Source organism: Idiomarina sp. ST10R2A5, from assembly GCF_051842325.1.
GTDB classification, from domain to species: domain Bacteria; phylum Pseudomonadota; class Gammaproteobacteria; order Enterobacterales; family Alteromonadaceae; genus Idiomarina; species Idiomarina abyssalis.
In genome coordinates this window covers 55,698-71,412 of the sequence record NZ_JBNIEX010000010.1, presented here as the reverse complement: position 1 = coordinate 71,412, position 15,715 = coordinate 55,698, and the positions used below count along the sequence as shown (strand labels likewise).

Below are 15,715 nucleotides of genomic sequence, written 5' to 3'. Positions count from 1 at the left end.
CGCCGTTTGGCGCCTTTTTTCTTACTAAAAGATTTTATCCAACTGCTCGCGATAGCGATCAAAAGCTTCAAACTGCGGCATATGACCAATACCTTCCAGTTCATAAAGGTAGCCGTCCGGAATTTGCTCTACCACAATTTCACCGAGTTTATCGTAGCGGCCCAGTTCGTAATTAACGCCCTCTTTCTTCCAGCCTCGACCGGGGCCTGTAGTATCACGCGTTCCCAGAATCAAATGTGTCGGCACCGCTAACTGGTCAAACTCATTAGACACATTACCGGTAAAAATCATGTCGTAGGTTAGCGCATTATTCCAGGCAACCTGATCCCAGTCGTTTCCATTTATCCAACCTGCGTGAATTTCAATAAGCTCTTCATAATCTTCTGACCATTTACCGTCATAGTAGTTTTTGCGCTGGTAGGCCCGGATCTGATCAATGGTTTTACCCTTCTCATTCTCGTAAAAGAACGCCGGATCTTTGTATTCGACATAGCGCAAATAATCTTCCAGACCGACCGGGTTCACCAGCACCAGTTTTTCAACCATAGTGTCATGGTTTAGCGCAAAGCGAGTGGCAAGCATACCGCCCATGGAGTGGCCCATAACAACCACTTTTTCGATACCCTGTGATTTCACCAACGCCTTAGTGTTATTTGCCAGGGCTTCGAAAGAAAACTGATAATGTGCCGGTTTGGACGACTTACCAAAACCAATTTGGTCAGGCATAAGCACCCCGTAACCTTTTTCATGAAGGTAATTAGCGGTTTCTTCCCAATAGTCGGCGGCAAAGTTTTTGCCATGTAACAGCAACACGGTTGGCTGCCCCTTTTCGGCGGGCAAATGCATGTAGGCCATTTCCAGGCTCTGTCGTTGGCTATCAAACTCAAAGGTCTGAACGTCAAATGGGTACGAATAACCACTTAAGCGAGCATCGTATTCGGGGGCTTTGTCGTCTGCAAAAACAGGTGCTGTTAGCCCGAGTAGAAAGGCAGTAAGCAGTGTATAACTCCAACTACGCATGTGTGGCTCCTTGCGTCTAATTTTCAATCAACACTATATCGGGCTATTTCCTGATGCAACTGTTCCGCTCTAAAACCGCCTCCTAAAAGTGACGCTTCGACTTGAGACGTCTACAATGTGCTGTACTGTTAACTCTAACAAAGGCTGACTTATGCACAGCGGCTCACTACATCGGTTCGGTAGCTATCTGAAAACTAAATGGGTCTCTCCACGCCGAGTTCGGTTCTGGCTGCTTGTACTGGTTATTCTGTACACCTTACTGGGATTTTTTGCCTTACCGTGGATTATTCAGTACGTGGCAGTGAATACCGCAAAGGAAGATTTTGACCGTGAACTTCGCATAGAGTCAGTACAAACCAACCCCTACACCCTGACGCTGCAAATCAACGACCTTGAACTGGACGACGTCGATGAGCGACAGTTACTTGGCTGGGAACGTCTGTTCGTCGACCTCACCTGGGCGAGCATCACCAACCAAGCCTGGACCTTTGAAACCATACATCTCGAACAACCCATCATTCAGGAAGAACGCTTTACCTCCGGCGAAACTCGCTTTTCGCGGTTAGCCTCTGAAAACACGGGCACGGAACCTAAAGAAAATGAACCAGCACAACTGCCGGCCTTAGAGATCAGAAAACTGAATGTGGAGAGGGGCGTTTTACGCTTCGCCGACAACTTAAAAAACGACGAAAAAACGGAGCAAGTGTCGTTGGCATTGCAGAGTATAGGAGTGTCGCTACAAGACTTCACATTGCAAAAGGATGCGAGCTTTCCGCTACGCCTGGATGCGCAGTTCTACGAAGGCGGCAAAGTTAACTTCGACGGTCAACTTCAGGTGCTGCCAACCTTTGCTCTGGAAGGCAGTACCAGCATTAATGAGCTGGCACTGATGCAGGCCGAGCCCTACCTGCAGCAATTCATGAACGTACGGCTTGATAGCGGGACCCTGACCCTCAATGGGAAAATACAAACAGATACACAGCAACCTTTTACCTTCCAGGGCTCTGCCGGTATTAGCTCGCTTAGCATCAAAGAAGGCACCAAAGATGAACCGCTAATTGGCTGGCAGACTCTAGAAACCCAGCAACTTAACCTCAATCTCAGCGATAAGCAGTTTGAGAGCGCCCCCATTACCATTGAAGGCTTGTCTGGCCGGGTCGTCATTTACGAGGATAAAACCACCAACTTTGGGCAGCTCGTCACTCAGTCTCCAGAAACGACTGACAGTAAAAACGAGGACACAGATCCGTTCAGTATCACCATTGAAGCTATTGAGTTGGCCGAAGGCACCATCCACTTTGCCGATAATTCTTTGCCGCTGCCCTTCTCAACCCGTATCCATACATTAAGCGGAGAGGTATCAACCTTAAGCTCCAGCTCGGCCGAACCGGCACGGGTTAAACTTGAAGGTGAGGTGGCAGAGTATGGCTCGGCGCGTGTCGACGGTTCTGTGCACGCCTGGCACCCTACTCGCCAGACCAATATTAACCTGAGTTTCCGCAACCTCCAGATTCCGGAATACTCGCCTTACACCGTGAACTTCGCTGGCCGTAAAATTGCGGGCGGCACTATGGATCTTGATCTCGACTACAGCGTCAACAACAACCAACTCGATGGCAAAAACAACCTACTGCTTCATGACTTGAAACTTGGTGAAAAAATGGCTTCCAGCAACGCAATGGATCTGCCACTGGACCTTGCCATAGCGCTGCTTCAGGACAGCAATGGCGTGATTGATCTGACACTGCCGGTCAGCGGAAATGTGGGCAACCCACAATTTGACTTCGGCAAGATCATCCAACAAGCCGTAGGAAATGCTATCACATCCGTGGTGACAGCCCCCTTCAGTTTTCTGGCAAGCCTTGTCGGTGCTGACTCGGAAGAGCTTGGCCAGGTTGAGTTTCTGGCAGGCCGCACTGATCTGCGTCCTCCCCAGCGCGAACGCATCGCCAAACTCCGCGAGGCTCTTAATCAGCGGCCACAGCTGGTTCTGGAGTTGGCTGGGCCCTTCAACAAAAGCTTTGACAGCCCGTCTCTGAAACGAAAAAAAGCCAAAGAAGCCCTGCAGCAAAAGCTTGCTGAACAAGCCCGGAAAATATCAAACTCCAGCCTGACAAGTGAGGCAAACCAGGACATTGTAGAGGCGATGTTCACCTCTCATTACCCGGAAGCCGAACTTGCAACCTTAAAGGCGCGTTTCACTGAGCAACAAAGTGAGTCAACCGATGAGCCAGCGTTCGATGCTCTGGCCTATCGAAACCATTTGGCTGAAAAAGTCATTGAGGCGCAACCAATTACAGACTCTGAACTCAAATCTTTAGCCAATGCCCGCGCTGAAACGGTGCGGGAAGCTTTGGTTAATGCCGACGCAGATACAGCTATAGCAGCTGAAAGAGTCAGCATTCTGGAGCCTAAAGAGGTTGATTCATCGGACGCTGAACGCGTTGCTATGGAAGTGGGTGTCAGCGCTGACTAATTAACAAGGAGTCTGCCGGTAAAATTGACACAATAACCGGTAGACCTCCGGCATGTGCTCTCTCATCGTTTCCGGGTCTTCAAAAAAAGTCTCGCTGCATACGGCAAAAAACTCAGCCGGACTGGTTAACGAGTAGCCATCTAGCGGTAAAGGTCTGTGGTGAATCACGTCACTCTGCAATCGCTCCCAGGCTGCGGAAAAAATATCATGCCATTCGCCAGGCTTCATATCGGGGTGCATGGGTGGTGCGCCGTTGGCACCATCACGCAACATATCGAGCTTGTGCGCAAATTCGTGTATGACAACGTTCGCAGCCTTTCCGTGACGGGAGTGAGGGCCTGTATGACACACCGACTGCCATGAAAGAATCAGCGGGCCTTGCAACCAGGCCTCGCCACTTAGACCCGGACTTTGAGCGTGAACAACCCCGTCGTCGCTACGGTAAGGACGATTAGGTACAAAGTCGCCTTCATAAAGAATAATGCTATAGATGTGATCGTACCAATCTAACCCAAGGTGCAAAACAGGTACGCAGGCCATAGTTGCTATTTTAAGACACATAGCGTCGTTGAATTGGAAGCCGCCGCCTGAAGCAAAGTTTTTACGAACCAAAAAGCGAAGAGTCATATCCCGCAGTGCATCACGCTCAGCACCTTTGTATCGCGCCACAACGGGCCAGTCAGCAACTGCGGATTCCCACTCGCTTTCTGTGAAGCCCATTTTTTTAATGCGCCGGTTTTCAAACCACGTACGCAGTCTTTTAAACATCTGTTGTTACGGCCATACTTCTTTCCATGTACGCACTATAAAAGCACTGAGGTTAATCCTCAACGCCGCTATCAGACTCTTCAGATTCGGCAGCCAGTTCCAGCATTTTTTCACGAAAGTTATCCAGACCTTTCATAACCAGCTCATAGGTTTTATCGACATCGCTTTCAACATCACCTTCATACACCTGAAAGCTGGTAAGAATATCCTTAGCGCCTTTAAAGCCCGTTTCGATACCACCACGAATAATTTCCATAAACTTGTTCAGGGTTTCTTCTTCAGACTCGCCTGCATTGATTTCTTTATAGCGACTGTAAAAGTTGGTAGCAAAAGAAACAATGCGATCCGCCGTAGCCTTGGGGGAAGTATCCGTACCGGACTCATAAGTTTTCTTCACCGCATTTTTGCCCATTACTGGCTCTAGCTCAGCATTAATGCCTTCCAGTGCGGTTTTATACAGCAAGCTGAGGGCATCATTATTGCTGCTAAGCGATACTCTCTCATGAGCGCGTAAAATAGCTTCGTTTTGCGCCTGCCTGGAATTCGGGGCGGTCTCTTTCGTATCACGGTTGTCATCCGCTTTTACGCTATTGGCGTTTTGCTTACCAACACCCGCTACAGAGGTGCCATTGCCTGAGATAATTGACATGATGTTGTTCCTGATAAGTCGACTATAACTTGATTTTAGTATAGCCCGTAACTGGTTATCGGCAGATGGCGGTTAAAATTTAGGCTTTTATTAAAATGCCGCTGTGGGCTTATCGATTTATAACCCAAAGGAAATGGAGTCTGCCAAAAAACCTGACAACCCAGTAAGAGCTATCAGGCATTAAATGAAAAATAGCTTAATCCACCAAATCATTCGGCATATCACCACGCAGGCCATGCCAAATTTCAGCGGACTCGTAACCATAGCGACGAACTAGGTTTACTGACTCGTTATAGTCACCTTCGCGTGCTACGGCAATTAGGTCGGCGTAGTAGTCACGTGCCAACTGGCGAGCTTCTGTCGATGAAAAGTAGTACTGACCAATACGTGCGTACAGGCCTTTAAAGCCGTTGAGTACCAGCACATAAATGGGGTTGCCGGAAGCCATGGCTAAGTCGTGATTCAACTGGTAATCGAACTCGGCAAAAGTTTTTTCGTTGTCTTCCAGCTCGCTGGTGGGTTCCAGCAGCTCAATAACCCGTTGTGGGTTATGGCGAATAGCGGCACGAATATAAATGGCACTAATATTGGTGCGCGCAGATAACAGCTGATCCACAAGCTCCGGCATACCGTCTTCGTCCAAACGTGCCAGGGTTTCTAAAATATTCAGGCCGGAGGTTTCCCAAAAGTTGTTCACTTTGGTGGGTTTGCCGTGCTGAATGGTCAGCCAACCGTCACGTGCCAGACGCTGTAGCACTTCACGCAGAGTGGTTCGTGTAACACCAATAAGTTCAGACAGCTCACGCTCTGCGGGTAAGATAGTGCCCGGTGCAAAATGCCCGTTCCAGATAGATTTTACGATGTACTCCTCGGCAAAACCCGCCGGACTTTTAGCTTTTATTATCATATTCCCGCCTGTGTACTGACTAATAGAAGGATTCTAGCAGTCTTCTGTGAGGTCGGACAAGATAACTTCTGGCTTTATATCGACAACACCACGCTATTTGGGTATGGTTTCTACGTTTTACAGTTTCTTAAGGAAAATCACCATGCTATCTGTGGGTCAGTGGCCTAACAAACCTTTTGCCTGGTTATTATTGTTTTTAGGATGTTCGGGACTGTTAGCGGCAGCGTTATATTTCCAGATGGTTCTGGGCTTAGAGCCCTGCGTAAAATGCGTGTATCAGCGTATGGCGGTGGTAGGCATTGGCTTGGCCGCCATTGTTGGACTGTTCGGTTCGGGCTTCTGGTTAACTCGCTGGGCCGCTTTAATTGGCTGGCTTTACAGCAGTTACCAGGGCTTACTCATTGCTTACGACCACTGGGACTTACAAACTTCAAAAAACGCATTTTTTGCGGTGTGTGAAAGTGCGCCAAACTTCCCTGGATGGGCGCCGCTGCATGAATGGATGCCCGGACTTTTTGCAGCCCCCGGCTTATGCGGCGACATTGACTGGCAATGGCTTGGCTTAGGTATGCCGGGCTGGATGACGGTGATTTTCGCAGGCTTTTTACTGATAGGTATTATTGTGGCTGTCTGTCACATTATTGCGTCGTTTAAGAAAAAAGACGGGCTGGTGCTTTACCACAAATAGTTCAAAGCGCTTTTAAGTTAAGGGCCAGGTCACTATTCTGTCTTCAAGATCGCCTTTAAACTTCGCTTCACTGACACAATGGCCGGCGACATGATAGCCGGCTTTTTTCATTGGCTCTTTGCTACCCTCATGCCTTAACGGATGCCAATCAGGCAAAGGCTGTCCTTCTGCTCTCAGCCGGTAAGCGCAGCTGGCAGGCATAAAATAAACATCTTCGAGGTTATTCGGCGTTAAAGTAACGCAGGCTGGTACGCGTTCGCTTCGGTGTGCATAGTCAGTGCAACGTGCGGTGTCGGTATCTAATAACCGACAAGCAACGTCAGTGGAATACAGATTATCTTCTTCGTCTTGCAGCTGATTTAAGCAGCACTGCCCACAGCCATCGCACAAGGCTTCCCATTGTGCGTGACTCAGCGTATGCAGTGGCTGCTCATACCATTTCATCAATGCCGACAAGTCATTACCTTGGGAAACGAATGCGGTCGGACAAATAGCCCACTGCCGCTACGAAGTAATGCGAACGATTCCAGCGCATTAACGCATCGTAGTTAGCGTAAGCCAGATAAACGCGGCCTTCGTTATCATCAGGAATAACAACTGAGGCGACAATATCATCACGCGACGGTAATTCCGAACCATCGAAACGGGTAATACCCAGATCGGCCCATTCGGCCAGTTTTTTCTTGGTATCCAGGCCTGCCAGTGACTCATCGAAGCCTTCAGGTAGTTGCACCTGACGTCCCCAGGTTACGTCGTCTTTCCAGCCAACAGAGCTTAAGTAATTTGCCGCTGAAGCAAAAACGTCCGGGAAGCTGCCCCAAATGTCTTTTTTGCCGTCACCGTCGTAGTCCACTGCGTAACTCATAAAAGAACTGGGCATAAACTGAGTTTGCCCCATAGCACCAGCCCATGAACCCTTCATCTGTTCGGGCGCAATATGCCCTTCTTCAATAATGGTCAAAGCTTCCCAGAGCTGCTTTTTGAAGAACTCTTCGCGGCGACCATCAAAAGCCAGGGTAGTTAAAGCCGAAACCACATCAAAACCACCGGTGAATGAACCAAAGTTGGTTTCGATTCCCCACAACGCCACAATAAAGCGTGGCTGCACACCGTACTCTTTACCGACTTTTTCCAGCAGTTCTTTATGCTCGTTGTATTTTTCCAGTGCTTTGTCGGCCTTCCATTCAGGAACAGCACGCGGCAGGTAGGTGTCGAGTGTGAGCTTAAATTCAGGCTGATTTTTATCCAGTTCGACTGCACGCTCGTAGTACTTCACCTTAGCAAAGGCTTTGTCTAAGGTGTCTTGCTTATAGCCGCTTTCAATGGCTTCAGCTTTCAGGGCTTCAACGTAAGTAGCAAACTGTTGGTCAACCTGTTCACTGCTCTCTTCTTTCGCTTTCTTATCGGTATCCTGGTAAGCAAAAGCCGGCGCACTCAGCGTAACTGCAGAAGCCAGACATAACGCCAGCCCCTTGAATTTTATTGTATTTGTTAACATTGAAGTTCCTCTCGTTTCGGTGGCAACTGCAAATAGAAACCATCGTTTTGCAAATGTTCCTGTAGCTTTTCGACCGTTAAACGGGCCAACTGTTCACGCCCGGCAAGGTTTATTGTCATAACCTTTTCGGCGCGACCAAACTGTTCACACAAAACGTCAGGTACTTCTGTGAATTCATTACCGTGAGGCAAGTAAAGGTAGGTATCGGCTTTCTTTAAGCTGCGATAAACATCACACAGCATGGCAGTTCTCCTGAATAAGGGCTAAGCGCACTAATGGTTAACAAATACTATGTTAACCAATTATAGCCTGTAATTCTGCCCCAATTGCTTGCTTGCGCCAACCCATCATTAAGTCGGGTTGCGGCAAACGCTGTTGTTGCTGCGTTGAATACTGCCAGTGAAAGTTAATAACGTCGTTAATTTGCTTACGGGAGGCTACCAAGGATGCCGGCACCTGAAGCTGTTCAGCAAGTTCAGACACCACTTTTTTTATGGCTTTAAAGGTTGGCTTATAGCCTTCCATGTCGTCTAAGCGTTCAAGCGTTTTTGGTAGTTCGGACTCAGGCACCTGCTCAGCTTGCTGAATGCAGCGAATAATATCCCGCCCTGAATACTTCCGTGACATAGGCGCTAAGTCCGGAATCCGGCTTAGCTCGTCATCACTTTTGGGCATTCTGCGAGCCAGTTCAAGTAGTACGCCGTCTTTGGCAATAAAGCCTAATGGAATGTCCCGCTCGCGCGCTTTATGCAAACGCCATGGCGTCAGAATTTTAAGTGCGCCCAGCTGGCGTGCATTTAACTGCCAGGCATTACCTACAGCTAAATACAACAAATCATCCGGCCAGCTTTGTGTGCGTTTTCGAACCTGAATTTGCGACTCCTCGTACACAATATCCAGACAGCCCTTTTCCTCACACAAAGCCTTCAAATAAGGGTACATTATCGCCAGGTAGCTAGCGTCAGCAGCGGCATAATTCAGCTGTTCTTCGCTTAACGGGCGCTTCAGCCAATTGGTGCGTGACAAGCTTTTATCTAACTCAACGCCATCAAATAAAGCATCGACCAAACGGGCGTAGCCCATAGAATCACCGAGCCCACAAAAACCTGCGGCTATTTGACTGTCGAAAATACGGTTAGGCTGACGGCCATTACTTTGCTGGAAAAACAGCTCAATATCTTCACCGCCGGCATGCAGGACTGTTTCAACGGAGTCATCTGCAATTAGCTCCCACAGTGGCTCTAAGTCGATACCGGCGAGAGGATCGACAACAGCAGTTGTGCCATTGGCATAAATTTGTAAAAGCCCCAACTGAGCATAATAAGTACGCTCGCGGACAAATTCAGAATCAATGGCAAACCAACCAGCTTCTTTAGCTTGCTGACAAAGACGTTCTAATTCCTGAGTTTCAGTAACGAGCCGGTACTGGCGTACCGACTCGGGTAGGTTCAACGGCAGAGTCAAGCGTCTTCCTCGTCGCGTAGCTCGCGGCGAAGTATCTTGCCTACGTTAGACTTCGGCAGTTCATCGCGGAACTCAACCAGTTTAGGTACTTTGTATCCGGTCATGTTCTCGCGAGAAAAGTCAATCACTTCACGTTCTGTTAATGACTTGTCTTTTGCCACAATAAAGACTTTAACCACTTCACCCGAAGACTCATGCGGCACGCCAATAGCAGCCGACTCAAGAATTTTAGGGTGTTCGGCTAAAACATCTTCGATTTCATTTGGATAAACGTTAAAGCCCGAAACTAAAATCATGTCTTTTTTACGGTCTACAATTTTGAAGTAACCACGCTCGTCAGCGGTTGCCATGTCACCCGTTGCAAACCAGCCATCTTTAATCGATTCAGCAGTAGCATCAGGACGGTTAAGGTACCCGACCATAACTTGCGGACCTTTTACTTCCAGTTCGCCGGGTTCACCTAAAGGCACTTCTTCGCGGGTTTCAGGATCAACAATACGCACATCGGTGCTCGGTACCGGTAAACCAATGCTGCCAGTATAATGTTCAATGTCATACGGGTTAACGGTAACAACAGGCGCACACTCGGTTAAGCCATAGCCTTCAAGCAAACGAGATTTTGTTACACGTTCCCATTCTTCGGCAACCGCTTTCTGAACTGCCATGCCGCCACCCAACGCAACTTTCAGGTTAGAAAAGTTAACGTCTTTAAAGCCTTTGGTATTCAACAGGCCATTGAACAAGGTGTTAACACCGGAGATCATTGAGAAAGGATACTTGTTCAGCTCTTTCACAAAGTTCGGCATATCGCGCGGGTTAGTAATAAGTACGTTTTTACCGCCATGCTTAATAAAGGTCAGGCAGTTCGCTGTTAACGCAAAGATATGATAAAGCGGTAGCGCAGTAATAATCGTTTCTTCGCCGTCACTCATAATAGGAGTGATGCACGCAGACACTTGCTCCAGGTTAGCCACCATATTTCGGTGAGATAACATGGCACCTTTTGCTACACCGGTTGTTCCGCCAGTGTACTGAAGAAACGCAATGTCATCACCGGTAACCTCAGGGCGCTGGTACTCGGCTATTGCGCCTTTGGCCATAGCCTGATTCAAGCTAACGGTATCTTTGACGTTATGAGAAGGCACCATGCGCTTTATGTACTTAACAACAAAGTTGACCAAGAAGCGCTTATGCACAGGTAACTGATCACCAATTTGTGTGGTGATAACGAAATCAAGCGGAGCTTCGTCTTTTATTTTGTCGTAGGTGTGAGCAAAGTTTTCTAAAATAACCAGAGCCTTTGCCTGAGAATCGGTAAGCTGATGTTTTAATTCCCGTGGTGTGTAAAGCGGGTTCACATTAACGACGGTCATTCCGGCGCGTAAAATACCAAACAAGGCCACTGGATACTGCAACAAATTAGGCATCATAACGGCAACTGCATCGCCTTTTTTCAGTCCTTTACTTTGCAGGTAGGCCGCAAATTCGCGAGACTTCAAACCCAGCTCTTTAAAGCTCATTTCTGAGTCCATATTGACGAACGCCGTTTTCTCGCCGTACTTTTCTATGGACTGTTCCAGTATATCAACTAGTGACGCAAAATGATCCGGATCAATGGTTTCCGGTACGCCTGCTGGGTAATTTTTCAGCCAAATTTTATCCATAAAAGGCTCCGCCTCTCACTATTTATCATTATTTTCAGTGGCGCAATCATCGCATATCCGACCAGTTAATCCTAGTCGTTAACAACCGCTAAACGTGTGATTTGAGCAATTCAGCTATTTTTTCAGGTTGTTCCATATGCACGTGATGCCCACCTTCCAGCGTTACACAACTGAGCTTTAATACTTTATGCTGCCACTTTTCTAACGCGCTTTCTAACTTGTCATAGCCTTTACTGCCACGCACTACGACAACCGGCATAGTCAACTCTTGCAGAAGGTCATCGACAGCTGCACTGGGCAATCTATAGGGCGACGTTGCTTTCACTCTGGCATCTGCCCGCCAATGCCAGCGGCCATCTGAACGAAGTTCAGAACCGCGCTCTACAATTAGCTTAACCAAGTCGGACGAGAAGTCTGCCTGTGCAGCACGAGCATCCACTGCAGAGTCAAAATTACTGTGGCTGCGCCAACGTGGCGTCTTTAATTTTTTCCGGCTTACAAAGCCCTGCTGTAACTGTTCTCTGGCATTGGTTCCGTCAGAGACCAGCAAGCCAAAAGCTTCGACTAGGATTAAACTTTTTATCCGTTCGGGGCACAAAGCCGCCACAACATTACTGACAAAGCCACCCATGGAATGACCTAACAAGATTAACTGCTGCCAGCCTTGCTGCTCAATCAACTGCCATAAGTCATAAGCATAGTCGATAAAATGATAGTAGTTACCTGTAGGTCTGTGGTCACTGTGACCATGCCCGGGCCAGTCAAGTGCTAACAGGCCACCGCGATCAGCTGACCAATTTGCGGCCAAAGGTAAAAAGCTGTGGCTATTGTCTAACCAACCGTGAGTTGCGACCACACGAATATCGTTTGGGTCACCCCAGCAAAGGCCTCTTACCGTGCCCCAGTCCAGTTCATAACTGACTGGGGTGGCTTGGTCTAATGCAATGCGGTAATCCATTATTTGGTGGATTAATTGCGGTCTTTAGCAGGTGTACCAGAGTTGTCCTGAACGCGAACACGCACCGGAACAGGGTAACGGTATGGGTAATAAGGTGAATAGAAGTTGTGACGGAACCAAAGCGGTGAGTAATCAACTTCTACGTGGCTTTTCTTGCGCTCAGGCTGCCAAAGGTAATAGCCTGTTGCTTCAATAACCGGATAGGTATAAACGTACTCGCCAATTTTGCCTTGTTGCGTTTGGCCAATGGTACCAACAAAGCTCATTGAACGCCCTTGCTTATAAACATCGGGATCAATGAAGTCATTTACCACGGCTAAAAAACGACCCTGGCTATTATCGCTGACCTCAGGACGACCCCAACGCTGCAGTGGAAAACTGACAATTTCCAGAACAGTATGGTCTTCGGCGTTGCGAACATCGGCAATAACTCCCCCCCAACGGGCAGGTTCACCGGCAACTTTCTCGCCCTGGTGTTTAGCGACTTTATAGCCAACTAAAGCCTCTTCGTTTTCACTGGCAATTTCATCAGGGACTGAGGAGCAGCCCACCAACACCAATGCCATTAATGATGCATAAATAATTTTCATAACAGACCTCACTCAGGCGTAAACATCAACACCAAACATTGACGTGATTTGTTCTCTTTTCTCACTTAACGCGATATTTTGATACGCATTGAGTGCTTTCTGAGAACGCTGTGGTGGTTCATCGTAAAACGTATTCAATGACTCCCACCGTTCCGCACGCCGCTGACTTTGCCGCACATCAGGGACAACTTGCCGGGACTCAGCAATTTCCGCCCGGTTGTTCCCCTGGCGTTGCTGATCCTCTGGCGCAGGCCTTTGCGGTGCCTGCTGCTGATTGTTTAGCGGCTGAACCGCTTGCGGATTAATTCGCACGTCAACGATGACTCATCTGTTACTAAGACTAGTTTTATTATGGCGAGTTCAGTGCCATTCGGCAAGTTACCGACCCGGCAATTTTTTCCAGGTTACTTCATTACGTACATAAAGCGGTTCCAGATGCTCCGCACTTACGGCTGAAATCTCACCTTTCACAGCGACTGTAAGCATATCCTCTGCCAGTGGCAGTCGACAATCGTTGCTGTATTTTAATTTTTTATTCGGATCCAGCACGTCAGAATAGTTATCCCAACCAGTACCCGCCGTATAGAACCCTTGCAAATCATGCTCTGAAAACAAGTCCGCAGATGGCACTGCAACAGCCGGTTCTGTTATAGCTTCCGCAACACCATTCTTGCTGCGATAAAGGGCGTAATAAATTTCGCCCATGCGTGCATCAATGCAGGCAACAACGGCTTCTGCATCATGCTTGCGTATAGCCTGCTGCGCTAACGCCTGCAGGCTACTGACTGGAAACACCGGCAGTTCGGAGCTAAAAGCCAGCCCCTGCGCCATCGACACGCCAATACGTACTCCGGTAAAACTTCCCGGGCCAACACCGACAACCAGCCCGTCCAGCTGATTCAAGTTTGCTTCTGCCAGCTGCAGTACTTTTTCAACAAAGGGCAGTAACCGCTGAGAATGCTCTCTTGGGCTTTCAATGGCTTCACTGAAAAAGGTGTTTTGCCACTGCAAAGCCACGGAGCAATTTTCAGTCGAGGTATCAACTGCTAGTAAGTTCTTCATTTTTGGTTTCATCTTTCTCTGCAACCTGCGCTAAAAATTCCAGCGCCTGATTTAAGTCGCGGGTTCGTGACATAGCCGGAAGGCTGGATAAAAACTGCTTGCCGTATTGGCGCGTTACCAGACGACTGTCGCAAACAATTAATACGCCGGAGTCGTCTTTGTCGCGAATTAAGCGCCCTGCCCCCTGCTTTAAAGCAATGATGGCCTGTGGTAATTGTATCGTGCTAAAAGCATCAACGCCACGTAGCCGTGCGTCTTCAACACGGGCATTTAATAACGGGTCATCGGGTGATGCAAACGGGAGTTTATCAATAATAACGCAGCGTAGCGCCTCACCACGTACATCAACCCCTTCCCAAAAAGAAGAGGTCCCCAACAGAACGGCATTGCCCTTTTTAGTGAAGGTTTCCAATAATTCTGTTTTGCCCGATTCGCCCTGAACCAGAATATCCCGGTCCAGCCGGTCCCTTAATATTGTTGCCATTTGTTGCAGCATTCGGTGGCTGGTAAACAACAAAAATGTGCCGCCTTGGTTTACCTGAACGCACTGCTCAGCAATTTCTGTCAGCATTTGATGCCGGTTTGGATCATTGGCCTCGGGCAAATAACGTGGCAGACACAATTTAGCCTGGCTGGCGAAGTCAAATGGGCTTTCCAGCAACAGCGTATCGGCCTCTTCTATACCCAGACGCTTGGTAAAGTAGTCAAACTGGCCGTTAACAGCCAGCGTTGCGGAGGTAAACACCCAGCTCATTTTGTTGCGTTTGATATAACCACCAAAGGTTTTAGCAACGCTTAACGGTGTCTGGTGCAAACTGACATGCCTCGGCGTGGTTTCGAACCAGAAGCTGTAACCCGTGCGATCCACATCCATTAACTGACGCCATATGTAGAGGTGCTGCTCGGCACGTTCATGCAAGTTATCCAGGTCTTTATTACGGCCTATGGCGGTTTTCATAACCTCGGTCAGCAAAGTCAGACGTTCCTGCACACGCTCTGCGACTTCCGCCACCTCCGGCTTTTTACGCCAGTCACGCCAATTGCCGCGCATAGGGTCTCGTGGAAACAGTAATCGCCAGTCTTTCAGAGTCTGCAATAACGTACGAGCCATAGCGCTGCCCTGAGACAAGTCCTTAAGCTCAGTCATACACAAACGTTGAAGCTCTTCACACAATTCGGATAATTGTCGACTGGAAACTGTTTCGCCAAAGTACTGGCTGGCGATATCCGGAATTTGATGCGCCTCATCAAACACCACAGTATCAACACTGGGAATCAGCTCGCCAAAGCCCGTGTCCTTTAGCGCCATATCGGCAAAGAAAAGGTGATGATTCACCACCACAATGTCGGCTTCCATGGCTTCTTTGCGGGCTTTGACTAAGTGGCAGTCTTCATACACCGGGCAGTCTCGGCCCAGGCAGTTGTCCTGAGTACTGGTAACCTGAGGCAAAACCGAGGCGTCTTCCGGCAGAGCATTCAACTCCCCCATGTCGCCGCTGCGTGTCGATGTCGACCAACGCTTAACGGTAATTAACTGACTCTGAATGTCTTTATTGAATTGGCCGGCTTGCTGAACCGCCTGTTCCATGCGGTGCAGGCACAAATAATTTGAACGACCTTTAAGTAAGGCGACAACTTTTTCAGGCGCCAGCACTTTTCTTAGCGTGGGTAAGTCACGGTGGAACAATTGTTCCTGGAGGTTTTTAGTTCCGGTGGAAATAATGGCCTTACCTTTACCCAGCAGAACTGGAGCAAGGTACGCAAAAGTTTTCCCGGTACCGGTTTCGGCCTCAACAACAAGTTGGCCTTTTTTCTTAACGGTGGCAGCTATGGCTTCTGCCATTTGCTGCTGAGCAGCCCGCGGCTGGAAGTTTGTAATTGCCTGCGCCAGTTCGCCTGTTGGCTTAAATACTGATAGAACTGTTGCCATAACCCTAACCGCTAAAAAAAATAGACGCGTATTATGACATA

Annotated in this window: 16 protein-coding genes; 2 read left to right on the top strand and 14 right to left on the bottom strand. The window is 48.4% G+C overall.

Translation table 11 applies throughout. From position 1 onward, the window contains the following. Positions 1 to 24: 24 nt before the first annotated feature. The gene (locus ACP7FG_RS11745) at positions 25 to 1,020 is read right to left on the bottom strand and encodes an alpha/beta fold hydrolase (RefSeq protein ID WP_439226479.1); all 996 of its coding nucleotides are present in this window, start codon (positions 1,018 to 1,020) and stop codon (positions 25 to 27) included. Positions 1,021 to 1,171: 151 nt separating this feature from the next. Between ACP7FG_RS11745 and ACP7FG_RS11740 the strand changes: the two genes are divergently transcribed. Continuing rightward, positions 1,172 to 3,496: a DUF748 domain-containing protein gene (locus ACP7FG_RS11740; protein WP_439226478.1), complete on the top strand. Its 2,325-nt coding sequence runs from the start codon at positions 1,172 to 1,174 to the stop codon at positions 3,494 to 3,496. On the opposite strand, the gene ACP7FG_RS11735 is transcribed toward ACP7FG_RS11740, so the two are convergent. The 3 genes from ACP7FG_RS11735 to fadR form a co-directional block, all read right to left on the bottom strand. Then, on the bottom strand, positions 3,497 to 4,264 hold the full coding sequence (locus ACP7FG_RS11735) for a zinc-dependent peptidase (RefSeq protein ID WP_439226477.1): 768 nt from the start codon (positions 4,262 to 4,264) through the stop codon (positions 3,497 to 3,499). Between the two features lie 52 nt (positions 4,265 to 4,316). After that, a complete protein-coding gene (locus ACP7FG_RS11730) occupies positions 4,317 to 4,913 on the bottom strand; it encodes a DUF5610 domain-containing protein (RefSeq protein ID WP_439226476.1) in 597 nt (198 codons plus the stop codon). A 196-nt stretch (positions 4,914 to 5,109) separates the two neighbouring features. Next, the gene (gene fadR, locus ACP7FG_RS11725) at positions 5,110 to 5,820 is read right to left on the bottom strand and encodes a fatty acid metabolism transcriptional regulator FadR (protein ID WP_439226475.1); all 711 of its coding nucleotides are present in this window, start codon (positions 5,818 to 5,820) and stop codon (positions 5,110 to 5,112) included. Positions 5,821 to 5,962: 142 nt separating this feature from the next. On the opposite strand from fadR, the gene dsbB reads away from it, so the two are divergent. Beyond that, a complete protein-coding gene (dsbB, locus tag ACP7FG_RS11720; RefSeq protein WP_054491018.1) occupies positions 5,963 to 6,508 on the top strand; it encodes a disulfide bond formation protein DsbB in 546 nt (181 codons plus the stop codon). Positions 6,509 to 6,520: 12 nt separating this feature from the next. Here dsbB and ACP7FG_RS11715 read toward each other — a convergent pair whose 3' ends face one another. From ACP7FG_RS11715 to ACP7FG_RS11670, 10 genes are all read right to left on the bottom strand, one after another. Further along, complete coding sequence (locus tag ACP7FG_RS11715; protein ID WP_439226473.1) at positions 6,521 to 6,964, bottom strand: YcgN family cysteine cluster protein; 444 nt, start codon at positions 6,962 to 6,964, stop codon at positions 6,521 to 6,523. A 4-nt stretch (positions 6,965 to 6,968) separates the two neighbouring features. Then, the gene (locus ACP7FG_RS11710) at positions 6,969 to 8,006 is read right to left on the bottom strand and encodes a lytic murein transglycosylase (RefSeq protein ID WP_439226472.1); all 1,038 of its coding nucleotides are present in this window, start codon (positions 8,004 to 8,006) and stop codon (positions 6,969 to 6,971) included. Further along, on the bottom strand, positions 8,000 to 8,248 hold the full coding sequence (locus ACP7FG_RS11705) for a YcgL domain-containing protein (RefSeq protein ID WP_054491022.1): 249 nt from the start codon (positions 8,246 to 8,248) through the stop codon (positions 8,000 to 8,002). The genes ACP7FG_RS11710 and ACP7FG_RS11705 overlap by 7 nt, the downstream gene beginning before the upstream one ends. A 52-nt stretch (positions 8,249 to 8,300) precedes the next feature. Then, positions 8,301 to 9,470 (bottom strand): ribonuclease D, encoded by a 1,170-nt coding sequence (rnd, locus tag ACP7FG_RS11700; RefSeq protein ID WP_439226470.1) that lies wholly within the window; start codon positions 9,468 to 9,470, stop codon positions 8,301 to 8,303. Then, on the bottom strand, positions 9,467 to 11,134 hold the full coding sequence (gene fadD, locus ACP7FG_RS11695) for a long-chain-fatty-acid--CoA ligase FadD (protein WP_439226469.1): 1,668 nt from the start codon (positions 11,132 to 11,134) through the stop codon (positions 9,467 to 9,469). Before fadD ends, rnd begins: the two co-directional genes overlap by 4 nt. Before the next feature lie 88 nt (positions 11,135 to 11,222). Continuing rightward, positions 11,223 to 12,092: an alpha/beta fold hydrolase gene (locus ACP7FG_RS11690; protein WP_439226468.1), complete on the bottom strand. Its 870-nt coding sequence runs from the start codon at positions 12,090 to 12,092 to the stop codon at positions 11,223 to 11,225. A gap of 11 nt (positions 12,093 to 12,103) precedes the next feature. After that, positions 12,104 to 12,682: a Slp family lipoprotein gene (locus tag ACP7FG_RS11685; protein WP_054491030.1), complete on the bottom strand. Its 579-nt coding sequence runs from the start codon at positions 12,680 to 12,682 to the stop codon at positions 12,104 to 12,106. A 12-nt stretch (positions 12,683 to 12,694) separates the two neighbouring features. After that, the gene (locus ACP7FG_RS11680) at positions 12,695 to 12,994 is read right to left on the bottom strand and encodes a hypothetical protein (RefSeq protein WP_222235606.1); all 300 of its coding nucleotides are present in this window, start codon (positions 12,992 to 12,994) and stop codon (positions 12,695 to 12,697) included. Between the two features lie 66 nt (positions 12,995 to 13,060). Then, complete coding sequence (gene tsaB, locus ACP7FG_RS11675) at positions 13,061 to 13,744, bottom strand: tRNA (adenosine(37)-N6)-threonylcarbamoyltransferase complex dimerization subunit type 1 TsaB (protein ID WP_439226466.1); 684 nt, start codon at positions 13,742 to 13,744, stop codon at positions 13,061 to 13,063. Next, complete coding sequence (locus ACP7FG_RS11670; RefSeq protein ID WP_439226465.1) at positions 13,722 to 15,674, bottom strand: ATP-dependent DNA helicase; 1,953 nt, start codon at positions 15,672 to 15,674, stop codon at positions 13,722 to 13,724. The genes tsaB and ACP7FG_RS11670 overlap by 23 nt, the downstream gene beginning before the upstream one ends. Positions 15,675 to 15,715: the final 41 nt, after the last annotated feature.